Source organism: Kordia algicida OT-1, from assembly GCF_000154725.1.
Classification (GTDB): domain Bacteria; phylum Bacteroidota; class Bacteroidia; order Flavobacteriales; family Flavobacteriaceae; genus Kordia; species Kordia algicida.
Genome location: NZ_DS544873.1, coordinates 2,838,345 through 2,862,869, shown reverse-complemented (window position 1 = coordinate 2,862,869; position 24,525 = coordinate 2,838,345). Strand labels below are relative to the sequence as shown.

The window sequence follows — 24,525 nt, the reverse complement described above, 5'->3', positions numbered from 1 at the left end:
CAAGGACAACACAAAACGAAATGAAAATATTAAAATTTGGCGGAAAATCACTCGCTAACGGAAAAGGAATCAAAACAGCGATTCAAATCATAAGAGACAAAGCAAAGCAGCAAGAAGATATTGCCGTTGTGTTATCTGCACGTGGAAATGCCACCGATGAGTTATTGGAAATGTTAGAAAAAGCCGCTCATAAAGAATCCTATCATGAGCAATTTACAGCGTTTAAAGCCTATCAAAGTCAAATAGACAGAGCTGTTGATTTTTCAGAGGAATTTACAACATTAGAAAATTTATTTCAAGGTGTTTCACTATTGGGCGATTACAGCGAAAAAATAAAAGATCAAGTGGTCTCTCAAGGCGAAATAATTGCAGCAAAATTGGTTACCAATCTGCTCAAAAAAGAAGGTGTCAATGCACATTTTACTGATGCCAGAAACCTTATAAAAACAGATAATGTTTTTGGAAATGCACGTCCGTTAGATGTAATATCGCGAAAAAATGTTATCAATCATTTCAAATCGCACAATGGAACAACAGTAAACATCGTCACAGGTTTTATTGGATCGAATCAAAACAATGAAACCACAACACTTGGAAGAAACGGAAGCAATTACACGGCAGCTTTATTGGCTAATTTTTTAGATGCGGAAGAATTACAAAATTACACACATGTAGACGGAATCTTTACAGCAAATCCAGATTTGGTTGCGGATGCGAAAAAAATAGAAGAACTCTCATTCAATGAAGCGAACGAATTGGCAAACTTTGGCGCAAACATTCTACATGCAAAAACCATTGTTCCACTCATTGAAAAAAACATTCCTTTACGCATCTTAAACACATTCAACAGTTCGGATGAAGGAACAATCATCAAGCAAAAAACAATCAAAAAAGGAATCAAATCGATTTCAGTATTAGACAATGTTGCCTTGGTAAACTTAGAAGGCGGAGGCTTGTTGGGTAGAGTTGGTGTAGATGCGCGCATTTTTAAAACACTCGGAGAAAAAGATATCAATGTAAGTATCATTTCGCAAGGTTCTTCCGAACGTGGAATTGGTTTGGTAATTGATGCCAATCAAGCTTCCAATGCAATCATTGCGCTTGAACGTGAATTTGAAAATGATTTCTATACCAAAGATGTCAACAAAATCTCTGTCATTGATGATGTTGCAGTCATCTCGATTGTTGGGCAAAACTTAAGCGAATTTCACAAACCATACAATGCATTAATCAAAAATCAAATTGTTCCGATTCTATTTAACAATACGGTTTCAGGAAAAAACGTGAGTTTGGTAGTGAAAAAAACACAATTGCACAAAGCAATCAATGTGATTCATGGACAAATCTTCGGAATCTCTAAAAAAATAAACATCGCTGTCTTTGGAAAAGGTTTAGTTGGTGGAACATTACTCGATCAAATCGTGCAAAGCAAAAAAGACATATTAGACAAAAATAACATCAAGCTAAATGTATTTGCTGTCGCCGATTCACAACATGTATATTTAGACAAAAACGGAATTGCTGACAATTGGCAAGAAACATTTCCAAAAGAAAAAGTTGCGTACACGGTGCAACAAATTATCGATTACGCAAAAAACAATCATCTCGAAAATTTAATTGCGGTTGATACAACAGCGAGCAAAGAATTTATACATAATTATATAAGTTTAGTTAATAATGGCTTCGATTTGGTTTCGGCAAATAAAATTGCGAACACAGTTGAGTACTCATTTTATGATACGTTGCGAAAAGAACTGAAAAAGCATCAAAAAAATTATTTGTACGAAACCAATGTAGGAGCTGGTTTACCATTGATTGATACGATAAAACTATTGCACAAATCGGGCGAAAAAATAAAGAAAATTCGCGGTGTATTTTCAGGCTCGTTAAGTTATCTTTTCAATACGTTTTCTGTGGAAGATGTAGAATTTAGTACCGTTTTAAAACAAGCTGAGGAAAAAGGTTTTACCGAACCTGATGCGCGTGAAGACTTATCGGGAAATGACGTTGCACGAAAATTATTAATCCTTGCCAGAGAATTGGATTTAAAACACGAATTCTCAGACATTACCATTCAAAACCTATTGCCAGTACACTTACAAGCGATCAGTTTACAAAAATTTAAAAATAACATTACCGATTTAGATCAAACCTACAAACTCATCAAAGCCAATCAACAAAAAAATCATGTATTGCGTTATGTGGGCGATTTATCAACGGAAACAGGAGTTTTGGAAGTCAAATTAATTTCTGTGCCAAGCAATAGTGCTTTGGGACAAATAAAAGGTTCAGACTCTATTTTTGAAATTTACACGGAAGCTTACAAAGAACAACCTTTAGTCATTCAAGGAGCTGGCGCAGGCGCTGCAGTTACGGCAAGAGGCGTTTTTGGAGATATCTTACGATTAACAGAAAAACTTTAAAATAATAAATGCTAAATGTTGAATGTTAAATTGAAAAAGTGTCAATTCGAGCGAAGTCGAGAATACTTGGAAACAATATAAGTTTCATGAGGTTCCAGCAAGTAAATTAACAATTTTGAAGTTTATAGGTTTATAAGTTGAACAGTTTATGTTTTGAAATAAAAAGTAGAAAAAACATATTAACAAACAACAAACAACAAAACACACAACGGAGCGCAGCGACCAACTCATAACAGGAGCAAAGCGACCTAAACAAACAACAAAAAATGAACTCACAACATATAGAAACTCAAGCGATTCGAACACAACTCGAACGCTCCAGTTTTCTTGAACATTCCAATCCGTTATACCTAACCTCAAGCTTTGTCTTTGAAGATGCTGAAGACATGCGCGCTTCCTTTGCGGAAGAAAAACAACGGAATATTTATAGCCGATTTACGAATCCGAATACCTCCGAATTTGTATCAAAAATCTGTAAATTAGAAGGTGCAGCAGCCGGACACGCTTTTGCAACAGGAATGTCGGCAGTATTTTCAACCTTTGCAGCATTGCTCAATAGTGGCGATCATATTGTATCTTCACGATCTATTTTTGGTTCAACAAATAGTCTATTTACAAAGTTTTTACCAAAATGGAACATTGAAACGAGCTATTTCAAAGTCAACGAAATTGACAAAATTGAATCTTTAATTCAGCCAAATACAAAAGTATTGTATGCTGAATCACCAACAAATCCAGCAGTTGATATCATCAATCTAGAAACTTTAGGAAAAATTGCCAAAAAACACAACCTAATTCTCATCATAGACAACTGTTTTGCCACACCATATTTACAACAACCGATCAAATTTGGAGCAGATTTGGTCATTCATTCCGCAACAAAACTCATTGATGGACAAGGTCGTGTATTAGGTGGCGTAACGGTTGGTCGTGCCGATTTAATTCGTGAAATCTATCTATTCGCAAGAAACACAGGTCCAGCATTATCGCCATTCAATGCGTGGGTTTTATCAAAAAGTTTGGAAACTTTAGTTGTTCGTGTAGATCGTCATTGTGAAAATGCCTTAAAAGTTGCAGAATTTCTGGAAGAACATCCACAAGTAAATTGGGTAAAATATCCGTTCTTAAAGTCGCATCCACAATACGAAATTGCTAAAAAGCAGATGAAACTTGGCGGAAACGTAGTTTCGTTTGAAGTAAAAGGTGGCGTAGATGCAGGAAGAAAATTTTTAAATAGCATAAAAATGTGTTCACTATCAGCAAATTTGGGAGATGCACGAAGTATTGTAACGCATCCTGCATCAACCACGCACAGTAAACTATCGGTGGAAGATCGATTGGAAACCAGTATTACAGATGGACTCATTCGGGTTTCTGTAGGATTGGAAAATGTATATGATATCATTGAAGATTTAAATCAAGCTTTAAGCTAAAAAAAAGTTCAACACTTTTTAATAAAAAATGTATGTCTTTCTAAAAAAAAGAAATACATTTGATAAATAATCTAGTAAGTCTATAGAGTAATAGTATTTTAATAAAAATTGACATGATTTTAAATCAAATAATCAAAAATAAAAGCAATTACAAAACAGATGTTCACTCTGAAAAACCATTGCGAAGCTTTGTAAAATCAATCAGTTGGAGAGTTATCGGAACCTTAGATACGGTTTTAATCTCTTGGCTAATTACAGGAACCTTAACAATGGCTTTTGCGATTGGATCTATAGAAATGTTGACAAAAATGGTGCTATACTTTTTTCATGAACGATTGTGGAACACTATAAAATGGGGAAAATAAAATGCAAACAGACATTCAAAAAATAAACGAAATAGTACGTGAAAAATCACCTGATGAAATCATTGCTTGGGCGGTTTCACAAGAAGGAAAAGCGGTCGTAACTACAAATTTCAGACCGTATGAAGGTGCAATATTACATGCGTGTACACAAGTGAAGCCAGACATTGACGTAATTTGGTGTGATACTGGTTACAACACGCCAAACACCTACAAACATGCTGAAACATTAATAGAACAATTAAACCTAAACATTGATTTATATGTACCAAAACAAACGGCTGCACACAGAGACATTGTATTGGGAATTCCAGATGTAAACGATGAAAAGCATCAACTATTTACCCAACAAGTAAAGTTAGAACCTTTTAAACGAGCAATGGAATTTCATAAGCCAAAAATTTGGTTTACAAACCTAAGAAAAGGACAAACTGCTTTTCGCGATTCTATAGATATTGTTTCTCTTGGAAAAGATGGCGTTTTGAAAGTAAGTCCGTTCTATCATTGGTCAGATGCGCAATTAGACGAATACCTAGAAGCACATCAAATTCCAAACGAATTCAACTATTTCGATCCAACAAAAGTATTAGAAAACAGAGAATGCGGACTGCATTCATAAGAACAAAAACATGAGTACGAAAGTATTACAAACAAACATTTTAGAAAGTGAAGCGATACATATTTTCAGAGAAGTCGTCGCACAATTTGAAAAACCAGTATTGTTATTTTCTGGAGGAAAAGATTCGATTACGTTGGTAAGATTGGCGCAAAAAGCCTTCTTTCCGGCAAAAATTCCGTTTCCACTATTGCACATTGATACAGGTCACAATTTCCCGGAAACTATTGAATTTCGTGACAGACTTGTAAAGAAACTAGGCTTACAACTCATCGTAAGAAACGTACAAGACAATATTGACGCGGGAAAAGTACAAGAAGAAACAGGGAAATACGCAAGCAGAAACATACTGCAAACGGAAACCCTATTAGATGCGATAGAAGAATTTGGTTTTGATGCTTGTATTGGTGGCGCGCGACGCGATGAAGAAAAAGCACGTGCCAAAGAACGAATTTTTTCCGTAAGAGATGACTTTGGACAATGGGATGAAAAAAATCAACGCCCAGAAGTATTTGATATGCTCAACGGGAAAATTAATCATGGACAAAATGTACGTGTATTTCCAATATCCAATTGGACAGAACTAGACGTGTGGAGTTACATCGAAAAAGAAAACATTGAAATTCCATCCATCTACTTTGCACACACACGAGCAACATTTTTAAGAGACGGATTAATCTGGTCTGCAAATGATGATGTTGTCTATCGTGAAGAAGATGAAAAAACAGAAGAACGCGTCATTCGGTTTAGAACAGTTGGTGACATGAGTTGTACGGCAGCAGTACTCTCAAACGCATACGACATTGCTTCGGTAGTACAAGAAATACGACAATCTACCATTTCAGAACGTGGCGCACGAATTGATGACAAACGCTCGGAAGCAGCCATGGAAAAAAGAAAACAACAAGGATATTTTTAAAATTTTCTTTAGAAAATTTTGCCCTTAGCTATTGGCGATTAGCCTTTAGCAGAAAATAAATAAGAACAAGCTAACAGCTAGCATAAAAAAATGGAAGTACTAAAAATAGCAACCGCAGGAAGCGTCGATGATGGAAAAAGTACCTTAATTGGTAGAATTCTGTACGATACACAATCGCTCACAGACGACAAACTCGAAGCCATAGAAAAAAAGAGCAAACAAAGAGGATTTGACTATCTAGATTTTTCACTCGCAACCGACGGATTAGTCGCAGAGCGCGAGCAAGGAATCACCATCGATGTGGCACATATCTATTTTTCAACACAACACAGAAGTTACATCATTGCCGATACGCCAGGACATGTAGAATACACTAGAAACATGGTTACGGGCGCATCAACCTCACAAGTAGCCATCATTCTCATTGATGCCAGAAAAGGAGTCATTGAACAAACATCGCGTCACTTTTACATCAACAATCTATTACGTATAAAAGACATTATTATTGCGGTAAATAAAATGGATTTGGTCGATTACTCAGAAGAAAAATACAATGCAGTTCAACAAGAAATTCAGGAACTTATCTCAAAATCTACTTACAAAGAACAAAACATAACCTGCATTCCTGTAAGCGCGCTGCAAGGAGACAACGTAGTCAAATCATCACAAAATATGACTTGGTACAAAGGGAAAACCTTGGTGGAACACTTAGAAGAAATTCAGGTGCAAGATGTCTATGAAGAAGCACAAACGCGTTTTCCTGTACAAACAGTCATCCGACCAAAAACAGAAGATTATCATGACTTTAGAGGATATGCGGGAAAACTATATGGTGGCGAAATCTCTGTAGGCGATCAAGTTACCGTGCTACCTTCAGGAACACAATCAACAGTAAAAGAAATCTATTTTTATGATGAAAAATTTGACAAAGCAGGAATAGGAAGTTCCATCACGCTTACGCTGGAAGATGATGTCAATGTGAGCAGAGGCGACATGATTGTAAAAACCAATGAACCACCAAAAATTGCAAAAGAACTGCAAGCTACCGTTTGTTGGATGGACAAAAAACCGTTGACAGCAGCTACAAAATATGGTTTGCAACACGGCGTTCACAATGTCTTGGCAAAAATTGTAGAAGTAGATACGATTGAAGAAACCAATTTTTCAGTAGAAAAAACAGCAGCGTCTCAATTGCAACTCAATGAAATTGGCAACATTCAGCTCAAACTCAACAAACCGTTATTTTATGATAGTTATCAAGATAACAAATACAACGGTGGTTTCATCTTGATCGATTTACAAACCAATACAACCGCAGGCGTTGGGTTTATTAAATAAATCTCGACTGCACTCGATTTGACAGTTAGGCTAAAAATAAAATTAAGAAAAACAAAACAACATCAAATATGATGAAAACTTCAAACAAACATATCATGAACTGCAACTGTATGTGTTGCTCTCACATTTTTCGTACACCAAAAGGAACATGACGTAAAACTCATATACATAACTCAATAAAAGTCCTTTTGAAACACCATTCATAAGGACTTTTTTAATTCTTGAAAACCAAACAAATGCAAAGCTTTAGAACTGAAATAGAAAACCCGATTGTCGAAAAAGACATCATTGAATTAGAACGAAAAATTCGCGAATTCAAAGAAGGAAAAGTAGATGAAGAAAAATTTAGAAGTCTTCGTTTAGCGCGTGGCGTGTACGGACAACGACAACATGGCGTACAAATGATTCGCATCAAACTACCATACGGAAAAGTGTCAAGTGCGCAATTACACAGAATTGCCGATGTTGCTGACGAATATTCCACAGGAAGATTGCACATTACCACACGACAAGACATTCAAATTCACCATGTAAGTCTCGATCGAACGCCAGAATTATGGGCACAACTTGAAAAAGATGACATCACCTTACGAGAAGCTTGCGGAAATACGGTGCGAAACATTACAGCAAGTGAAACCGCAGGAATTGACCCAGAAGAAGCTTTTGACGTGTCGCCGTATGCGGATGCAACGTTCAAATTCTTCTTGCGAAATCCAATTTCCCAAGAAATGGGTAGGAAATTCAAAATTGCTTTTTCAGCAACCGAAAAAGATACGGCACTTACGTACATTCACGATCTTGGATTTATTGCTAAAATTCAAAACGGAAAACGTGGTTTTAAAGTTTTGCTCGGTGGCGGATTGGGCTCACAACCACGACATGCAGATGTATTCTATGAGTTTTTAGCTTCAGATGAAATCATTCCGTTAATAGAAAGTGTATTGCGCATTTTTGATCGTCATGGCGAACGTGCAAAACGAGGAAAAGCACGGATGAAATTTCTAATCAAAGATCTTGGCTTGGAAGCTTTTATAAAATTGGTAAATGCGGAACGAAAAGCGCTGTCTCAAACAAAAGTCAATATTGATACAACAGCTTTTGACATTGCACCAACGTTTGAAGAACATTCGTATACATTTGATACTATACTTGATGCGACAGCCTTTCAATACTGGAAAGAAACGAATGTAATTCCTCAAAAACAACCAGGACTTTTTGCGATTGGAATTCGCGTACCTTTAGGCGATTTTTACACAGACAAAGCTCGATTATTAGCAGACTTAATCAAAAAATATGCTGCGGATGAATTGCGTTTTACGTTGCGTCAAAACATACTCATTCGCCATGTAAAAGAAGCATTACTGCCATTTTTCTATCAAGAACTCACAAAACTTGGATTTGCTGAAACAGGTTATAACAAACTCATAGACATCACAGCGTGCCCAGGAACAGACACTTGTAATCTCGGAATTGCAAGCAGTACAGGAATTGCGCGCGAATTAGAAAAAGTAATCGCAACCGAATACAAGGATTTCATTACCACAAAAGACATAACTATCAAAATAAGTGGTTGTATGAATGCTTGCGGACAGCACAATATGGCAGAAATTGGCTTTCAAGGAATGACGATAAAATCTGGGAAATTGGTGGCGCCAGCATTACAAATATTACTGGGTGGCGGTATTTTGGGCGATGGAAATGGTCGTTTTGCAGACAAAGTATTAAAAATTCCAAGCAAACGAGGACCAGCTGCATTGCGAGAAATTCTAGATGACTTCAAAATGAACGCGCTAGCAGAAGAATCATTCTTAAGTTACTACGAACGAAAAGAAAAATCATACTTCTACCAATTATTAAAACCATTATCAGACAGTTCAGCATTAGCAGAAGACGATTATATCGATTGGGGACATGAAAAACCATATGTAAAAGCCGTTGGAATTGGAGAATGTGCTGGTGTCGTAATCGATTTGGTAGAAACACTATTTCTAGAAAGTGAAGAAAAAATCGAAAATGCTTCGGCGGCATTGAAAGATGAAGTATATAGTGACAGTATCTATCATAGTTACGCTGCCATTGTCAATTCCGCGAAAGCGTTATTGCTCTCAGCACAGCAAAAAACGAATTCGCATGCAACGATTATCAATCAATTTGATGAAGTGTTTGTGGCGACAAAAAAAATTGAATTGCCAGACACTTTTGCAACATTTGTCTATCAAATTCAGCAAAACGAACCAACTGCAATTTTTGCCAAAAGTTACTTGCGAGATGCAGTTTGGTTTTTACAACAACTAAAAACGTATAGAAAGGAGGAGTTGACTCATGCATAAGCCAAAACTAACCGTATTGGGCGCAGGACCTGGCGATCCAGAACTCATCACGCTCAAAGGAGTCAAAGCACTACAAGATGCCAATGTTGTACTATATGATGCGTTGGTAAACAGAGAATTGTTGCAATATGCGTCAAGTGCGGAACATATTTTTGTGGGAAAACGCAAAGGATTCCACAAATACAGTCAAGATGAAATCAATGAACTTATTGTGCAAAACGCATACAAATCGGGTCATGTAGTACGCTTAAAAGGTGGCGATCCATTCATATTTGGGCGTGGAGCAGAAGAAGTAGTATATGCAAAAAACTACGGATTGGAAACGGCTGTAATCTCTGGAATTACTTCTGCAATTGCGGTTCCTGCATATTCAAATATTCCATTGACAAAACGCGGTATTTCTGAAAGTTTCTGGGTCATCACAGGTACAACTTCGGCACGGAAACTCTCAAAAGACGTTGCTTTGGCGGCACAATCTTCTGCCACGGTAGTCATTCTTATGGGAATGAGTAAACTCTCGGAAATTGTCACACTATTCAAACATGAAGGGAAACACAAAATGCCAGTAGGAATCATTCAAAACGGAACAACTGATAACGAAAAATCAGTTTTTGGAACGGTAGATTCTATCATAAAAAAAGTAAAAGATCAAAACTTGGCGGCTCCTGCAATCATTGTGATTGGGGAAGTGGTAAATGAAGCAATGCAACAAGTGAAGAATCAAATAGCAATCAATAAAAAAACATTTCCATTACAAAAAGTAATCTAAGCTATGGAGAAAAATGAACTATATCCGATATTCTTAAAAGTAGCGCAACTCAATATTCTTATTGTTGGCGGCGGTAATGTCGGATTGGAAAAACTAAGCTTCTTACTCAAATCGAGTCCGAATGCAAAAGTAGCGCTAGTTGCACCTTTCATCAGAGAAGAAATTAAAGTTCTTGCAAAAACACATCCAACAGTTACACTCATCAAAGATGCATTTGCCAACGAATATTTAGACGAAAAGCATATGGTAATTGCTGCGACAGACGATCAAATGGTAAACCTAAATATCTTTTTGGAAGCAAAACGAAGAAGTTTGTTGGTCAACTTAGCCGATCAGCCACAATACTGCGATTTCTATTTAGGCGGAATTGTCACTAAAGGAAACGTGAAAATTGCCATATCGACCAATGGAAAATCGCCCACAACGGCAAAACGCTTGCGACAGTTTTTTGAACAAATCATTCCAGAAAATATCAACGAATTGGTAAAAAACTTACACAGTTATCGAAAACGACTCAAAGGTGATTTTGAATACAAAGTAAACGCACTCAACGAAATCACAGAAACCTTATTAGAAGAAAAATAACAAGCAATTGGGAACGTCATTCTGAACTTGATTCAGAATCACAAGCTCAATCTAAAAACACAATAAAATCTAAATACTCAATACTAAAATCTCAATACTATTATTAAAAATGATACACACAGACATACTCATCATCGGAGCTGGACCTACAGGACTTTTTACAGTTTTTGAAGCAGGATTACTCAAACTAAAAACACATCTTATAGACGCGTTGCCACAACCTGGCGGACAATGTGCAGAAATATATCCTAAAAAACCAATCTATGACATTCCAGGTTTTCCAGAAATCTTAGCAGGCGATTTAATCAAAAACTTACTCAAACAAATTGAATCATTTGAACCAGGATTTACCTTAGGAGAACGTGCAGAAACCTTAGAGCGATTAGAAGACGATACCTTTATAGTGACCACAAACAAAGGAACAAAACATCACGCGCCTGTGGTTGTCATTGCAGGCGGATTGGGCTCGTTTGAACCGCGAAAACCACCTATTGCAAACCTTCAAAAATATGAAGACAATGGCGTGGCATACATCATTCGCGATCCAGAAGTATATCGCAACAAAAAAGTAGTCATTGCTGGTGGCGGCGATTCTGCTTTAGATTGGTCAATCTTTCTAGCAGATGTTGCTTCGGAAGTTACCTTAGTGCACAGAAGAAACGAATTTCGTGGTGCATTGGATTCTGTTGAAAAAGTTCAGGAACTCAAAAACCAAGGAAAAATTAACCTGATTACACCTGCAGAAATAACAGATTTGCATGGGGAAAATGAACTTTCAGGAGTTACGGTTCAGAAAAAAGGAGAAGAACCAGCTTTTTTAGAAGTAGATCATTTCATTCCATTATTTGGACTATCTCCAAAACTTGGTCCGTTGGGCGATTGGGGATTAGAAATTGAAAAAAATGCCATTAAAGTAGATAACTCATACGATTACCAAACCAACATTCCGGGCGTATATGCAATTGGAGATGTTAATACGTACAAAGGAAAACTAAAACTGATACTTTCTGGATTTCATGAAGCGGCAGTTATGTGTCAAAGCGCTTATCAACGCATCAATCCAGGGAAAAAATATGTTATGAAATACACTACAGTTTCTGGAGTAGAAGGATTTGACGGTTCCAAAAAAGAAGCCAAAAGAGAAACGGTTCAAACGATCTATTAAATCCAAAATAAAATGTCAGATATTACCATTTATATAAAAGATAGAAAAGGGAAGAAGCATTCAGTACAAGCGCCGACAGACATGGCGATGAATCTTATGGAAATATGCAAAGCTTACGAATTGCCCGTAGAAGGAACTTGTGGCGGAATGGCAATGTGTGCTTCTTGTCAGTGTTATATATTATCAAAACATGAACTTCCAGAAATGAGCATTGATGAAGACTTAATGTTGGCAGAAACCTTTTATGTAAAAGAAAACAGCCGTTTAGGATGCCAAATTCCAATCACTGAAAACTTAAATGAGTTGTATATAGAATTGGCACCTGAAGTTTAACATCGAAAAAAGAAGTACGCTACACTAAACGGAACGAAAAAGTGTATAACATTTTATAAAACAAAAAGAATTGCGTTACACTGAGCGGAGTCGAAGTGTTAAATACGGTATTACCATACTTTCTAGTAAAAAAAGATAAGTAACTTATTGATTATTAATATTTAAACGGTAAGATCATGAAAAAAAAGAAATTAAAAAATTTAGCGCTTAACAGAAAAACGATCTCCAATCTTGATGCTTCACAAAGCAGAGGTGGAAACACGACAAACTCAGTTCAAGTATGTATTCGTACGTATGTCAACGCAAACGGAATCAACATTTGTATTGCAACTGCAGATTGCGCTCGAACGGAAGGAAAAGAATGTCAAAGCATTTTCAACGACTGTATTACACAAACAGAATTTCCAACATGTAGAAACTGTCAATAATTATGACAAAACAGAAAAACTTCAAAAAGAACGAACTTCGGTTCGTTTTTTTTGTCAAGAAAGCCAAAAAACAACGGTAAATCTGCACACCAGAACTCTAAAGATAGTTATTTTCAATTAAAATTATTTTTTAGGTTTTCAGAAGCCGTAATTGCCTTATTTATAATAACATAGAAATGACGGCTCGTTGCGTAAAAATGATTTCCATTTCGGCGAAATGTTCAAAAATGACGTCGAAATGCATTAAAGCAGAGTTGAGTGAAAAGATAAATTTTCTAATTTTAGAAAACAGAAAAGTTCCCTATATCTAAACCTATAAACTACCAGACATGAAGTTCCCCTATTGGATGACACTCATAGCCGTGTGTCTTTTCTGCGTTGTAGCCTCTGCACAATGCGCAGGAATTAATAACAATGCTTGTACTACAGCAGCACCTACGGTTGTTGGTAACAGTATTACCTGTACACCACCAGCGAATCAAGGAGGTCGAAGAAATTTTCAAGTAACAAATATGATTGCTGGAGCAACATACAGGCTCTCTAACTGTGGATCAGGTTATGATACACAAATGACAGTCAGAGATGCTTCAGGAACTTCCGTTGCATACAATGATGACAATGGTCCTGCGTGTACTGGAACAGCAGCCTCCATTGATTTTACTCCAACAACTACAGGCGATTACCGAATTCATTTAAATCGTTACAATTGCGCCACTACAAACAATCTTAATGGTGATATTGTAGTAACACTAATTACGGCAGCACCGGTTACACCGCTAAATGATGACTGTGCCAACGCAACTTCATTAAGCGTAAGTCCAACAAGTACCTGTGTAACACTTACTTCAGGAGATTCAACAAATGCAACACAAAGTATAGCAGCATTAACATGTAATGGTTTTACCGGAAATGCCGATGATGATGTTTGGTATAGCTTTGTAGCAACAGCGACAGATCACGACATAACTGTAAGTCCAGGAACAATAAATGATTTAGTAGTAGACCTAAGATCAGGAACTTGTAATGCCACAAGTATAGATTGTGCAGATAATACAACAGGAGGTAATGATGAAGTTATCAACGCTACAGGTTTAACCATCGGATCAACCTATTATATTCGTGTATTCAGCTATGGTGGCGCTGGAAATGATGGAACATTTGATATCTGTGTAACAACGCCCGTAATAATTCCCTCTAATGACGACTGTGCAAACGCCATTTCTTTAGGAGTAAGTCCTACAGGAGTTTGTGCTACAAGTGCAACGGGAACAACGGAAAACGCAACGCAAAGTCTTGCAGCAATCACGTGTAATGGTTCTACAGGAAATGCCGATGATGACGTTTGGTATAGTTTTGTTGCAACAGCGTTTGAGCATGATATTACTGTGACACCAGGAACCATTAGAAATGTTGTGATCGATTTACGATCGGGTGCCTGTAATGGAACTAACATTGACTGTGCCGATAATACCGGTGGCGCAAATGCTGAGGTGCTAAATGCAACAGGTTTAACCATCGGAACAACTTATTATGTTCGTGTATATAGCAGAGGAAATGCATCAAGAGCTGGTACATTTGATATCTGTGTGACAACGCCGCCACAACCACCTTTAAATGATGATTGCTCAAATGCTACGGTATTAACCGTAAGTGCCGATACTTGTACAACAAGTATTTCAGGAACTACAGAATTGGCAACACAAAGTATTGCTGCCATCAGTTGTAATGCTGCAACAGGTGATGCAAACGATGATGTTTGGTATAGCTTTACAGCAACAGCAACAGATCATGATATTACAGTAACTCCAGGAACGCTTACAAATGCAGTAATCGATCTACGATCAGGTGCGTGTACAGGAACAAATATTGATTGTGCAGATGCCACAACAGGAACAAACGCCGAAGTACTAAATGCTTCAGGTTTAACCATAGGAACAACTTATTACGTACGTGTCTACAGCTTTGGAAGTACGGGAAATGAAGGCACTTTTGATATCTGTGTGACCACACCAATAATTCCACCTGTAAATGACGATTGTGCATCTGCAACTTCATTAAGTGTAAGTCCAAACAATACATGTATCACAAGTGTCACTGGAACTACGATAGATGCTTCACAAAGTATAGCTGCTTTTAGTTGTGGTGGTTTTACAGGAAACGCTGATGATGACGTATGGTATAGCTTTGTCGCTACGGCAACCAGTCATGACATTACAGCAACTCCAGGAACAATCAGTGATCTTGTATTAGACCTTCGATCAGGAGCTTGTAATGGAACTAATATTGCATGTGCCGACGGAACTACAGGAGCAGGTTTGGAAGTAATCAATGCTACAGGTCTAACTATTGGAAATACCTATTATGTACGTGTATACAGTTATGGAACAAGTGAAGGTACATTTGATATTTGTGTAACTACGCCGACAATCGTTCCAGGACCATGTCAACCCACAACAGATACGCCAGGAACAATGTACATTGAAGAAGTAGCATTCTTAGGAACACTAGAAGATGTTACCAACACAGGTTCTAGTTTTAGTACAGGATACCAAGATTTTACAGGTTTACCTACCCTAGCAAGGCAAGTAGAAGGTGAAGGAGTGAACGTATACGTAGAAGCACCTTTTAGATGCACTTGGAAAGCTTGGGTAGATTGGAATCAAGACGATGTATTTGACGAAACAACAGAAGAAGTTTACAACTCCAACTTTATCTCAACCACAACGACAACTTTTGGTTTTATCATTCCATTAGGAACTGCTGCAGGCGACTACAGAATACGTGTCAGAAACTACACCGGATATGACTATTCAATATTTGATTACAACAACTCGCATGACTTTAATCCATGTGAAAACTTTGTAGATACAGGTTCAACAATCGATCAGTATGGAGAAGCAGAAGATTATCTATTTACAGTAGAACCCTACTGTGATGCTATAATTGATACCATTACAGAAGGAGAAACATGTGGTCCAGGAACTGTAAATCTATCTGTTACAGGTTCGGGAACACCGTTCATTACACAATACAGATGGTACGATGCAGAAACGGGCGGAAATCTAGTAGCAACAACACTCACAGGAAACTGGACAACACCATCAATTTCAGCAACAACAACCTATTATGTGACCGCATTCAACGGATTCTGTGAATCTTGGGTGCGTGAACCAATCACCGCAAAATTTAATCCCATACCAACAGTTACTATCACACCAGATATCAATAACAGAGTAGTATGCGGGGAAAATGATATGCTAGAAATCTCAGTATCAGGAGATGTTGAAGATGTATTTCTAATTGATGAAGACTTTGAATCTGGTGATTTAGGAGTTTTCAGTAACATCATTCTAAATGATAACGGAGCGGCTATCAATGCGCGTTCTGCTTGGCAGAATCAAACAAGTACATTTGTGCCATCAGAAGAAGTATGGTTCCCTGCAATATCTTCAGGATTTGGGAATGACCAATTTGTTATCTGTAACTCTGATGTTGGAGCTGACGGAGGTGGAAACTCATACATTACACACAATGCTTTACAATCGACAACCTCATACGATACAACCGATTATGTCAATCTCGCATTCAGTTTTGATTGCTATTATTCACACTATTTAGAAGATGGAAATGGCGGTGCAGATGATTACTTTACAGTAGAAGTTTCTACAGATGGAACAAACTGGACAGCACTTACTGCGGACATCATTGCCGATGTAGGAATCGGAACGAAATTTGACAACCTTTCTTATGACTTATCTGCCTACATCAATCAACCTACGGTCAGTGTACGTATTCGCTTTTATGCAGTTTGGTCTGATGGAATTGCAGTAGATAATGTAAAACTATTTGGAGACAAAGACGTAACGGCTGTAGATTGGACAACAACACCAGCAGGAATCATTGACTTATATATTGATACGGATAATGATAATATTGGAGATGCACCATACGTTTCAGGAAGTTATGAAACAGTATATGCAATGCCAACCTTAGCACAACTAGAAGAAGCAAACTATTCATTCACTATTGATGCAAATCTCGCAAACGGTTGTGGAGCAGTGAGTTCTAACTTTAACGTAACCAACAATACAAGAATCTTTGATAGTACCATTGATGGTTGGGGAAATGCTTCCAACTGGTCACAAGGAATCGTTCCAACATCAGACGATTGTGTTATTATCAAAGACAACGGAATGGCAATTGACACCAGAACATCGGGCAACGGACTCGCTCGAAATATCACGGTAAAAAATGGTGCTTATCTAGAAATGGATTCAGGTTCATCGCTTACGGTGACTGATTGGATCAATGTAGAAGCTGGCGGAACCATTCATATGAGCGATGGTGCCAACCTAATTCAAGTCACAGATGTAGTAACCAACAACAACACAGGTGAAATCAATATGGATCGTACAGTAACAGGTCTTAATGGATTCGATTACATCTATTGGTCATCTGCTGTAGAAGGTTTTGATGTTGCAGATGTATCGCCAGGAACTGCTTCCTATCTCATATATCAATGGACAGCTACTGTTAGTGGAAATGGTGTCGGAAATTATGGAGAATGGCAAAGTGCTTCTGGAAACATGGACATCGGAACTGGATACATAATTCGTGGACTTTCAGGAACAAGTGTAGCCAACACAGCAGAATTTGTAGGACGTCCAAACAACGGAATCATTAATACGCCAGTGAGCAGAGGAACGTATACAGGAGTTGACTATCCTGGCGGTGGCGGAACTGTAGCAACAGCTTTAGATGACAACTGGAATTTAGTAGGAAATCCTTACCCATCAGCAATATCTGCGGATGCGTTCATTGCAGCAAATGCTTCTGTAATTACGGATGATACAAATCCATCAACAATCACAGGAACAGTATATTTATGGAGACACCTAAGTACGCCAAGTGACTTATATGCAGATCCTTTCTACAACGGATACGCATACAATTACAATGAAGACGATTACATTCAGTACAACAGTACAGGATCAAACCCAATAGGTTTCAACGGAAATATTGCGGCTGGACAAGCATTCTTCGTACTTATGGATGATGCAGCACCAACGTCGTCAACAATTCAGTTCAACAACTCTATGCGTGGTGTAGCATATACCAACGATCAATTTTACAGAGCTGGTGAAGATCCAACAGATGTTGGTCAATTTGAAAATGATGGTGAAAATGCGGTCATAGAAAAACACAGAATTTGGCTAGACATCATTGCTTCAGACAACAAAGCATCTTCCATCCTCATAGGATATATCACAGGCGCATCAAATGATAAAGACAGACTATTTGATGGAGACAATCTAAGCGATGCGCCAACACATATGTATTCAATAGTAGACAATACAGAAATGTCCATTCAAGGAAGATCATTACCATTTCAAGATACAGATGAAGTACCATTAGGAATACAAATCGCGCAAAGCGGAAACTACACAATTGCTATAAATGCGCTTGATGGATTATTTGAAAATACCAATCAAGATATATATTTGGAAGACTTGTATACAGGCGAAATTCACGACTTACGCACAGCTCCATACAGCTTCTACTCAGAAAATGGAAACTATGCCGATCGTTTTGTATTAAAATACCTTGCGCCAAGTGCGAGTACATTAGACATAGAAGAATTCAATTCCAACACAGGAATCGTTATAACAACAAACGAAAATCAAATAAAAGTACACGCTTACAAAAGCCAAATAGCAGACATTACCATTCACGACATTCTAGGAAAACGTCTCATTGACCGTAAAGATATCAATGAAGAAGTATACAACATTACAAATTTAAGGCAAACCAATAGTGCGCTCATTATAAAAGTCACACTAAAAAATGGAAAACAAAAAATCCAAAAAGTGATTTACTAAAAAAATCCAAAACATCACTACAAAAACACGCTACGTAACACAAACTGTAGCGTGTTTTTTTGTGGAAAAAATATGAATAAAACGATAATGTAAGAAAAATGTAAGTTTTTAAATAATTCGCAATAAAAAGCTGAATTTTAATCATTTCATTGAAAAATTAGCAATAAAAACTCGTTTGAAACCTTCTCGCAGCAATGCGACAGACTTCCCAACGTGTTTGAAAGCTTCCTGCAGACCTGCGAGACGGTTTCAAACACAAACAAAACCTTCTCGCAGACCTGCAACACGAAATCCAACGCAAACAAATCGTTCCTGCAATGCTGCAACATGCTTTCCAACGCAAACAAAAGCTTCCTGCAATACTGCACAATACTTTCAAACAAGAAATAAATAAAAAAAACAACTGTCAGCAAATACAACAATACAAAACACATAGAAATACGGGTTGTTAAATTCAAAAGCATCACTTACTTTTATGCAAAATCAAAACAAGCATGCTGACCAATACCATCAAAAAGCTCTCAACAACCATTCTCAACAATCAATCAGACTTCGATACCATCAAAAACTCGATTGATGAAATTCACAAACACTATCTAGAAACGACCAACATCGCCGAAGAAGGAAAAGGCATGCAACATATGGCGGCTGTACCAACAGCTAGTGGAATGGCACTCTCACTCAATCATGCGGCGGCTTGCTTATTAGATTATCGCAGAACTGCAAAATTTTTGGATGGAATGGTAAAGCTCATTCGTCAAAAACAACAACAGCATCCCAATGAAATCATCAACATCTTCTATGCCGGTTGTGGACCGTATGCGCCTTTTATTACGTTAATTGCACCATTATTCAAAGCTTCAGAAGTACAATTTACTATTCTCGAAATAAATGCTGCTTCCATTAAAATGGCAGAAAAACTTATCGAAAAACTAGCATTAACAAATTATGTAACAGAATATCACACAGCAGACGCGGTTACCTTTCAAATTCCAGATGCCAAAAAATACCACATCTTATTCAGTGAAACACTAGACGCGTTACTATACCGAGAATCCTACGTGCCAATCCTTTGGAATATGCTGCCACAACTCTCAGAAAACTGTGCAATCATTCCAAACAATGTTATCGTGCAAGCAAGTCTAACCTATCCGCAAGAAAAAGGAAAAGAAGCTAAAAAAGAAAAACAAGCAGCGATTATCTTAGACGTTCGTGAAGCCGTAAAAAATAGTAACGGAAACAAAGAATTGCCAGATACATTTCCCGCGACAACCATAAACATTGCTGGTAATGAAACATATGATACCATGGTAGTGGACACCAAAGTACACATACATGATGACATTTGGTTGCACAGAAACGAGTCATCACTCAGCATTCCACTCGAAATGAAAATTACCTATCCGATAGAAGCACCAAACGTAACCTTCTTCTACGAACTCAAACCATCTGTAGAACTCAAATTACAAAATTAAGTTTGTGAGTTTATAAGTTGAAAAGTTAAAAAAGTAAAACAATTCAAATTCCATTTTCAAACCGTCAGATCAAATGCCAAATCTCTGATTTGGTATATCGAGAACAGCTACGAACCCTAAAGTTCATGCAAAGTCCTAAATAATACTCAAAGTTTCAAACAACAAACAACCTGTCACATCGAGCGCAGTCGAGATGCAAACCCCATCAAACCAAGCAAAGTCAAGATGCGAAAACGTTATCGCATAAAAATCATCGCAAAATACTTGCATCTTCCTTTTCTATGCCGTTAATTTGTAAAAAAATAGTTCATACCTATACTGTCGTTATCAAGAAAGGCTGAGGGAATAGACCCGATGAAGCCTTAGCAACCCTTTACACATAAAGAAGGTGCTACATTCTACTGCGCAAGCGGATAGATAACAAAGAGAAATTCTCATCATTTCCTTACACTTTTTTGATAACAATAATTTGGGCGTTACCCTAACGGGTCAGGCTATCCGCTATATCTTTTTTTACCAAAAAAGGATGCCGCTGCTATCCTTAACGCCGAAGTTCCCGAGAAATCGGGAAACTAAAAGCAACAAAAAATTGCGAAGCAAAATCGCAACAAAAAGATCATAAGAAACAAAAAACAAAGACTGCTGAGCAAAGTCGAAGCGAAAAAATACAATGAAAAACATCTGGAACGAAATAGAAAAAAGAATCCTTGTCCTCGATGGCGCAATGGGAACCATGTTACAAGCTTACAAATTCACAGAAGCAGACTTTCGCGGCGAACGTTTTAAAGACTTTCAAGTACCATTGCAAGGTAACAATGACTTACTATCCATCACACAACCTCACGCCATCAAAGAAGTACATGCAAAATACTTTGCGGCGGGTGCAGATATTGTAGAAACCAATACATTTTCTGGGACAACTATCGCCATGGCTGACTATGAAATGGAAGACTTAGTCTACGAACTTAACTACGAATCGGCAAAAATAGCCAAAGAAGTCGCGGACGAATTCACCGAAAAAGAACCTCACAAACCACGATTTGTAGCAGGTTCTATCGGGCCAACCAACAAAACAGCAAGCATGTCGCCAGACGTAAACGATCCAGGATATCGTGCTGTAACCTTTGACGAATTACGCATCGCCTACAAACAACAAGTAGAAGCACTTATAGATGGTGGCGTAGACATTCTTCTAGTAGAAACCGTATTTGATACGCTCAATGCCAAAGCAGCACTATTTGCTATTGAAGAAGTAAAAGCAGAAAGAAAAATTGAAATCCCAACCATGCTCAGCGGAACAATTACAGATGCTAGTGGACGTACACTATCAGGGCAAACGGCAGAAGCATTTCTTATCTCGGTATCACACATTCCGTTACTCTCGGTAGGATTCAATTGCGCATTAGGAGCAAACCTATTACAACCACACTTAGAAGCCATTGCCAACAAAACGGACTTTGCAGTTTCGGCACATCCAAACGCAGGATTGCCAAACGCCTTTGGGGAATATGATGAAACTCCCGAAGAAATGGCAGTGCAAATAGAAGAATACCTCAAAAAAAATCTCATCAACATTATTGGTGGATGTTGCGGTACAACTCCCGATCATATAAGCGCCATCGCAGCAGTAGCGGCAAAATACAAACCACGCAACGTAGTTGTAAACGCATAAGTCAAAAAAGAAAAAAGGAACAAAGTACACTGAGCTTGTTGAAGTGTAATTGAAACGAAAAGAGGATAAAAAATGAAAAATCCAGAAGGAGCCAACATCAGCAACCAAGCAAAACGCAAACAAACAAAATTCATGCGTCTTTCAGGCTTAGAACCTTTGGTTTTAAATGAAAATAGCAACTTTATCAACGTTGGAGAACGTACCAATGTAGCTGGTTCACGAAAATTTTTGCGACTTGTAAAAGAAGAAAAATTTGATGAAGCGTTGGCAATCGCCAGACATCAAGTTGATGGTGGCGCACAAATCATCGATATCAATATGGATGATGGTTTGATTGATGGAAAAGAAGCCATGGTAAAATTTCTCAACCTTATTGCTGCCGAACCAGATATTTGTCGTGTGCCAATTATGATCGACAGTTCTAAATGGGAAATCATTGAAGCTGGATTGCAAGTTGTTCAAGGAAAATGTGTGGTAAATTCAATCTCTCTAAAAGAAGGTGAAGAAAAATTCATTTGGGAAGCAACACAAATCAAACGGTATGGAGCTGCCGTAATTGTCATGGCTTTTGATGAAGTTGGACAAGCAGACAACTATGAACGCCGATTGGAAATTGTAGCACGTTCCTACGATGTCTTAGTCAACAAAGTTGGATTTCCGGAAGAAGATATCATCTTCGATTTAAATATATTTCCTGTAGCCACGGGAATGGAAGAACACCGAAAAAATGCAATCGATTTTATAGAAGCCACACGTTGGACACGCGAAACCTATCCAAACGTAAGCGTTAGCGGTGGCGTAAGTAATGTATCGTTCTCTTTTCGTGGAAACAATGTCGTACGAGAAGCGATGCACTCTGTATTTCTCTATCATGCCATTCAAGCGGGAATGAACATGGGAATCGTAAATCCGACGATGTTAGAAGTCTATGACGACATTCCAAAAGAACTCTTAGAACACGTTGAAGATGTTATTTTAGACAGGCGCGATGATGCTACCGAACGTTTATTAGACTTGGCAGAATCGTACAAAGGAGTAAAAAAAGCAGACACCGAAACGGTGCAAGAATGGCGTAGTTACGAATTGCAAGATCGTATCACACATTCGCTCGTAAAAGGAATTGATAAATACATTGTAGAAGATGTAGAAGAAGCACGTTTGCAAGCAGAAAAACCAATTGAAGTTATAGAAGGAAACCTGATGATTGGAATGAATGTCGTGGGAGATTTATTCGGTTCCGGAAAAATGTTTTTACCACAAGTAGTAAAATCGGCACGAGTAATGAAAAAAGCGGTGGCGTATTTGCAACCTTTTATTGAAGCAGAAAAAGGCGAGCAACAACAAGCAATTGGAAAAGTGTTAATGGCAACGGTAAAAGGCGATGTTCACGATATCGGGAAAAACATTGTAAGTGTCGTATTGGGTTGTAACAACTATGAAATTGTAGACTTAGGAGTGATGGTTCCGCCAGAAAAAATCATTGAAACGGCAAAAGCAGAAAATGTAGATGTCATTGGTTTATCTGGTTTAATTACGCCTTCGCTAGATGAAATGGTGTATTTAGCCAAAGAAATGGAACGTCAAAATCTGGAAATTCCGTTGCTTATTGGTGGCGCAACAACTTCCAAAGCACATACGGCTGTAAAAATTGATCCAGAATACAAAAATGCTGTCGTACATGTCAACGATGCATCAAGGGCTGTAACGGTTGTGGGCGATTTACTAAACAAGAAAAAATCGAAAGACTATCGCGATAAGTTAAAACAAGATTACGACGAATTCCGTGAAAAGTTCTTAAAACGTAAAAAAGCAAAATCATACATTTCATTAGAAGCTGCACGTGCAAAAAAATATAAAATCGATTGGGAAACAAGTACCATTGTAAAGCCAAAAGAACTTGGAATTCAAAAGCTTACGCAGTTAAGTCTTAGAGAACTGGTTCCATATATCGATTGGAGTCCGTTTTTCCGCTCGTGGGATTTACATGGACGTTTTCCAGATATCTTAACGGATGACGTTGTGGGTGAACAAGCAACACAATTGTATGATGATGCCACAAAAATGGTAGAAGAAATCATTGCAAAACAATCGCTCAAAGCCAAAGCAATTTTTGGATTGTTTGAAGCAAATACGGTAAATGATGATGACATTTCCATTCAGAAAAAAGGAAAAGAAATAGCAGTTTTTAGAACACTTCGTCAGCAATTGGAAAAACGTGCAGAAGTTCCAAACATTGCATTAGCAGACTTCATTGCCCCAAAAGAAACAGGGAAAACTGATTATATGGGTGCGTTTTGTACGGCTATTTTTGGAGCAGATGAATTGGCAAACAGTTACAAAGAACAAAACGACGATTACAACGCAATTATGGCGCAAGCCATTGCCGATCGTTTTGCAGAAGCCTTTGCGGAGTATTTACACAAACAAGTACGAACGAAACATTGGGGTTATGCGGCAAATGAAGCATTGACCAATGAAGAACTCATCAAAGAAGTTTACAAAGGAATTCGTCCTGCACCAGGTTATCCAGCATGTCCCGATCATTTGGAAAAAGAAACCATATGGGAATTGCTCGATGTAGAAAATGTTATTGGTGTTTCGTTAACAGAAAGTCTAGCCATGTGGCCAGCAGCAGCAGTTTCAGGATATTACTTTGGAAACGAAGAAGCCAAATATTTTGGACTTGGTAAAATAAAGAACGATCAAGTGGAAGATTTCGCAAAACGAAAAGGAATTACCATAGAAAAAGCACAAAAATGGTTGCATCCAACGTTGGCGGATTGATGAATGATTTTATA

16 protein-coding genes and 1 riboswitch are annotated in these 24,525 nt (G+C 37.8%); all 16 genes read left to right on the top strand.

What is annotated here, in order from left to right:
* The first annotated feature begins 20 nt into the window (after positions 1-20).
* The 16 genes from thrA to metH all read left to right on the top strand — a co-directional run bounded on the left by thrA (position 21) and on the right by metH (position 24,511).
* The gene (thrA, locus tag KAOT1_RS12135) at positions 21-2,423 is read left to right on the top strand and encodes a bifunctional aspartate kinase/homoserine dehydrogenase I (RefSeq protein ID WP_007095114.1); all 2,403 of its coding nucleotides are present in this window, start codon (positions 21-23) and stop codon (positions 2,421-2,423) included.
* 266 nt (positions 2,424-2,689) lie between these two features.
* Positions 2,690-3,856 (top strand): trans-sulfuration enzyme family protein, encoded by a 1,167-nt coding sequence (locus KAOT1_RS12130; RefSeq protein WP_007095113.1) that lies wholly within the window; start codon positions 2,690-2,692, stop codon positions 3,854-3,856.
* Between the two features lie 113 nt (positions 3,857-3,969).
* The gene (locus KAOT1_RS12125; RefSeq protein ID WP_007095112.1) at positions 3,970-4,221 is read left to right on the top strand and encodes a DUF2061 domain-containing protein; all 252 of its coding nucleotides are present in this window, start codon (positions 3,970-3,972) and stop codon (positions 4,219-4,221) included.
* 1 nt (position 4,222) lies between these two features.
* Complete coding sequence (locus KAOT1_RS12120; RefSeq protein WP_007095111.1) at positions 4,223-4,837, top strand: phosphoadenosine phosphosulfate reductase domain-containing protein; 615 nt, start codon at positions 4,223-4,225, stop codon at positions 4,835-4,837.
* A gap of 10 nt (positions 4,838-4,847) precedes the next feature.
* Positions 4,848-5,753, top strand: a complete 906-nt coding sequence (gene cysD, locus KAOT1_RS12115) for a sulfate adenylyltransferase subunit CysD (protein WP_007095110.1) — start codon at positions 4,848-4,850, stop codon at positions 5,751-5,753.
* 90 nt (positions 5,754-5,843) lie between these two features.
* A complete protein-coding gene (locus KAOT1_RS12110) occupies positions 5,844-7,091 on the top strand; it encodes a sulfate adenylyltransferase subunit 1 (protein ID WP_007095109.1) in 1,248 nt (415 codons plus the stop codon).
* 236 nt (positions 7,092-7,327) lie between these two features.
* Entirely contained in the window at positions 7,328-9,421 is a 2,094-nt protein-coding gene (locus KAOT1_RS12105; RefSeq protein WP_007095108.1) for a HEPN domain-containing protein, read from the top strand.
* Positions 9,414-10,190 (top strand): uroporphyrinogen-III C-methyltransferase, encoded by a 777-nt coding sequence (cobA, locus tag KAOT1_RS12100; protein WP_007095107.1) that lies wholly within the window; start codon positions 9,414-9,416, stop codon positions 10,188-10,190. Before KAOT1_RS12105 ends, cobA begins: the two co-directional genes overlap by 8 nt.
* A gap of 3 nt (positions 10,191-10,193) precedes the next feature.
* Positions 10,194-10,775, top strand: a complete 582-nt coding sequence (locus KAOT1_RS12095; RefSeq protein WP_007095106.1) for a precorrin-2 dehydrogenase/sirohydrochlorin ferrochelatase family protein — start codon at positions 10,194-10,196, stop codon at positions 10,773-10,775.
* A 109-nt stretch (positions 10,776-10,884) separates the two neighbouring features.
* Positions 10,885-11,940: an NAD(P)/FAD-dependent oxidoreductase gene (locus KAOT1_RS12090; protein WP_007095105.1), complete on the top strand. Its 1,056-nt coding sequence runs from the start codon at positions 10,885-10,887 to the stop codon at positions 11,938-11,940.
* A 12-nt stretch (positions 11,941-11,952) separates the two neighbouring features.
* Positions 11,953-12,273, top strand: coding sequence for a 2Fe-2S iron-sulfur cluster-binding protein (locus KAOT1_RS12085; RefSeq protein WP_007095104.1), 321 nt, complete (start codon positions 11,953-11,955; stop codon positions 12,271-12,273).
* Positions 12,274-12,449: 176 nt separating this feature from the next.
* Entirely contained in the window at positions 12,450-12,701 is a 252-nt protein-coding gene (locus KAOT1_RS12080) for a class I lanthipeptide (protein ID WP_007095103.1), read from the top strand.
* Between the two features lie 329 nt (positions 12,702-13,030).
* The gene (locus tag KAOT1_RS12075; protein WP_157560120.1) at positions 13,031-18,580 is read left to right on the top strand and encodes a GEVED domain-containing protein; all 5,550 of its coding nucleotides are present in this window, start codon (positions 13,031-13,033) and stop codon (positions 18,578-18,580) included.
* A gap of 494 nt (positions 18,581-19,074) precedes the next feature.
* Positions 19,075-20,055 carry an SAM-dependent methyltransferase gene (locus KAOT1_RS12070; RefSeq protein ID WP_007095100.1) on the top strand — a complete coding sequence of 327 codons (981 nt, stop codon included), beginning with the start codon at positions 19,075-19,077 and terminating at the stop codon, positions 20,053-20,055.
* A gap of 321 nt (positions 20,056-20,376) precedes the next feature.
* Positions 20,377-20,479, top strand: a riboswitch (SAM riboswitch).
* Positions 20,480-20,725: 246 nt separating this feature from the next.
* The gene (locus tag KAOT1_RS12065; protein WP_007095099.1) at positions 20,726-21,727 is read left to right on the top strand and encodes a homocysteine S-methyltransferase family protein; all 1,002 of its coding nucleotides are present in this window, start codon (positions 20,726-20,728) and stop codon (positions 21,725-21,727) included.
* Between the two features lie 72 nt (positions 21,728-21,799).
* Complete coding sequence (metH, locus tag KAOT1_RS12060) at positions 21,800-24,511, top strand: methionine synthase (protein WP_007095098.1); 2,712 nt, start codon at positions 21,800-21,802, stop codon at positions 24,509-24,511.
* Positions 24,512-24,525 lie beyond the last annotated feature (14 nt).

Bases quoted from the DNA above. Each gene is read 5' to 3' on its own strand.
- KAOT1_RS12085 (WP_007095104.1), top strand. From the start codon at position 11,953: ATGTCAGATATTACCATTTATATAAAAGATAGAAAAGGGAAGAAGCAT.
- KAOT1_RS12075 (WP_157560120.1), top strand. From the start codon at position 13,031: ATGAAGTTCCCCTATTGGATGACACTCATAGCCGTGTGTCTTTTCTGC.
- KAOT1_RS12125 (WP_007095112.1), top strand. From the start codon at position 3,970: ATGATTTTAAATCAAATAATCAAAAATAAAAGCAATTACAAAACAGAT.
- KAOT1_RS12120 (WP_007095111.1), top strand. From the start codon at position 4,223: ATGCAAACAGACATTCAAAAAATAAACGAAATAGTACGTGAAAAATCA.
- KAOT1_RS12070 (WP_007095100.1), top strand. From the start codon at position 19,075: ATGCTGACCAATACCATCAAAAAGCTCTCAACAACCATTCTCAACAAT.
- KAOT1_RS12080 (WP_007095103.1), top strand. From the start codon at position 12,450: ATGAAAAAAAAGAAATTAAAAAATTTAGCGCTTAACAGAAAAACGATC.
- KAOT1_RS12090 (WP_007095105.1), top strand. From the start codon at position 10,885: ATGATACACACAGACATACTCATCATCGGAGCTGGACCTACAGGACTT.
- cobA (WP_007095107.1), top strand. From the start codon at position 9,414: ATGCATAAGCCAAAACTAACCGTATTGGGCGCAGGACCTGGCGATCCA.
- KAOT1_RS12065 (WP_007095099.1), top strand. From the start codon at position 20,726: ATGAAAAACATCTGGAACGAAATAGAAAAAAGAATCCTTGTCCTCGAT.
- KAOT1_RS12105 (WP_007095108.1), top strand. From the start codon at position 7,328: ATGCAAAGCTTTAGAACTGAAATAGAAAACCCGATTGTCGAAAAAGAC.
- KAOT1_RS12110 (WP_007095109.1), top strand. From the start codon at position 5,844: ATGGAAGTACTAAAAATAGCAACCGCAGGAAGCGTCGATGATGGAAAA.
- KAOT1_RS12130 (WP_007095113.1), top strand. From the start codon at position 2,690: ATGAACTCACAACATATAGAAACTCAAGCGATTCGAACACAACTCGAA.
- cysD (WP_007095110.1), top strand. From the start codon at position 4,848: ATGAGTACGAAAGTATTACAAACAAACATTTTAGAAAGTGAAGCGATA.
- KAOT1_RS12095 (WP_007095106.1), top strand. From the start codon at position 10,194: ATGGAGAAAAATGAACTATATCCGATATTCTTAAAAGTAGCGCAACTC.
- thrA (WP_007095114.1), top strand. From the start codon at position 21: ATGAAAATATTAAAATTTGGCGGAAAATCACTCGCTAACGGAAAAGGA.
- metH (WP_007095098.1), top strand. From the start codon at position 21,800: ATGAAAAATCCAGAAGGAGCCAACATCAGCAACCAAGCAAAACGCAAA.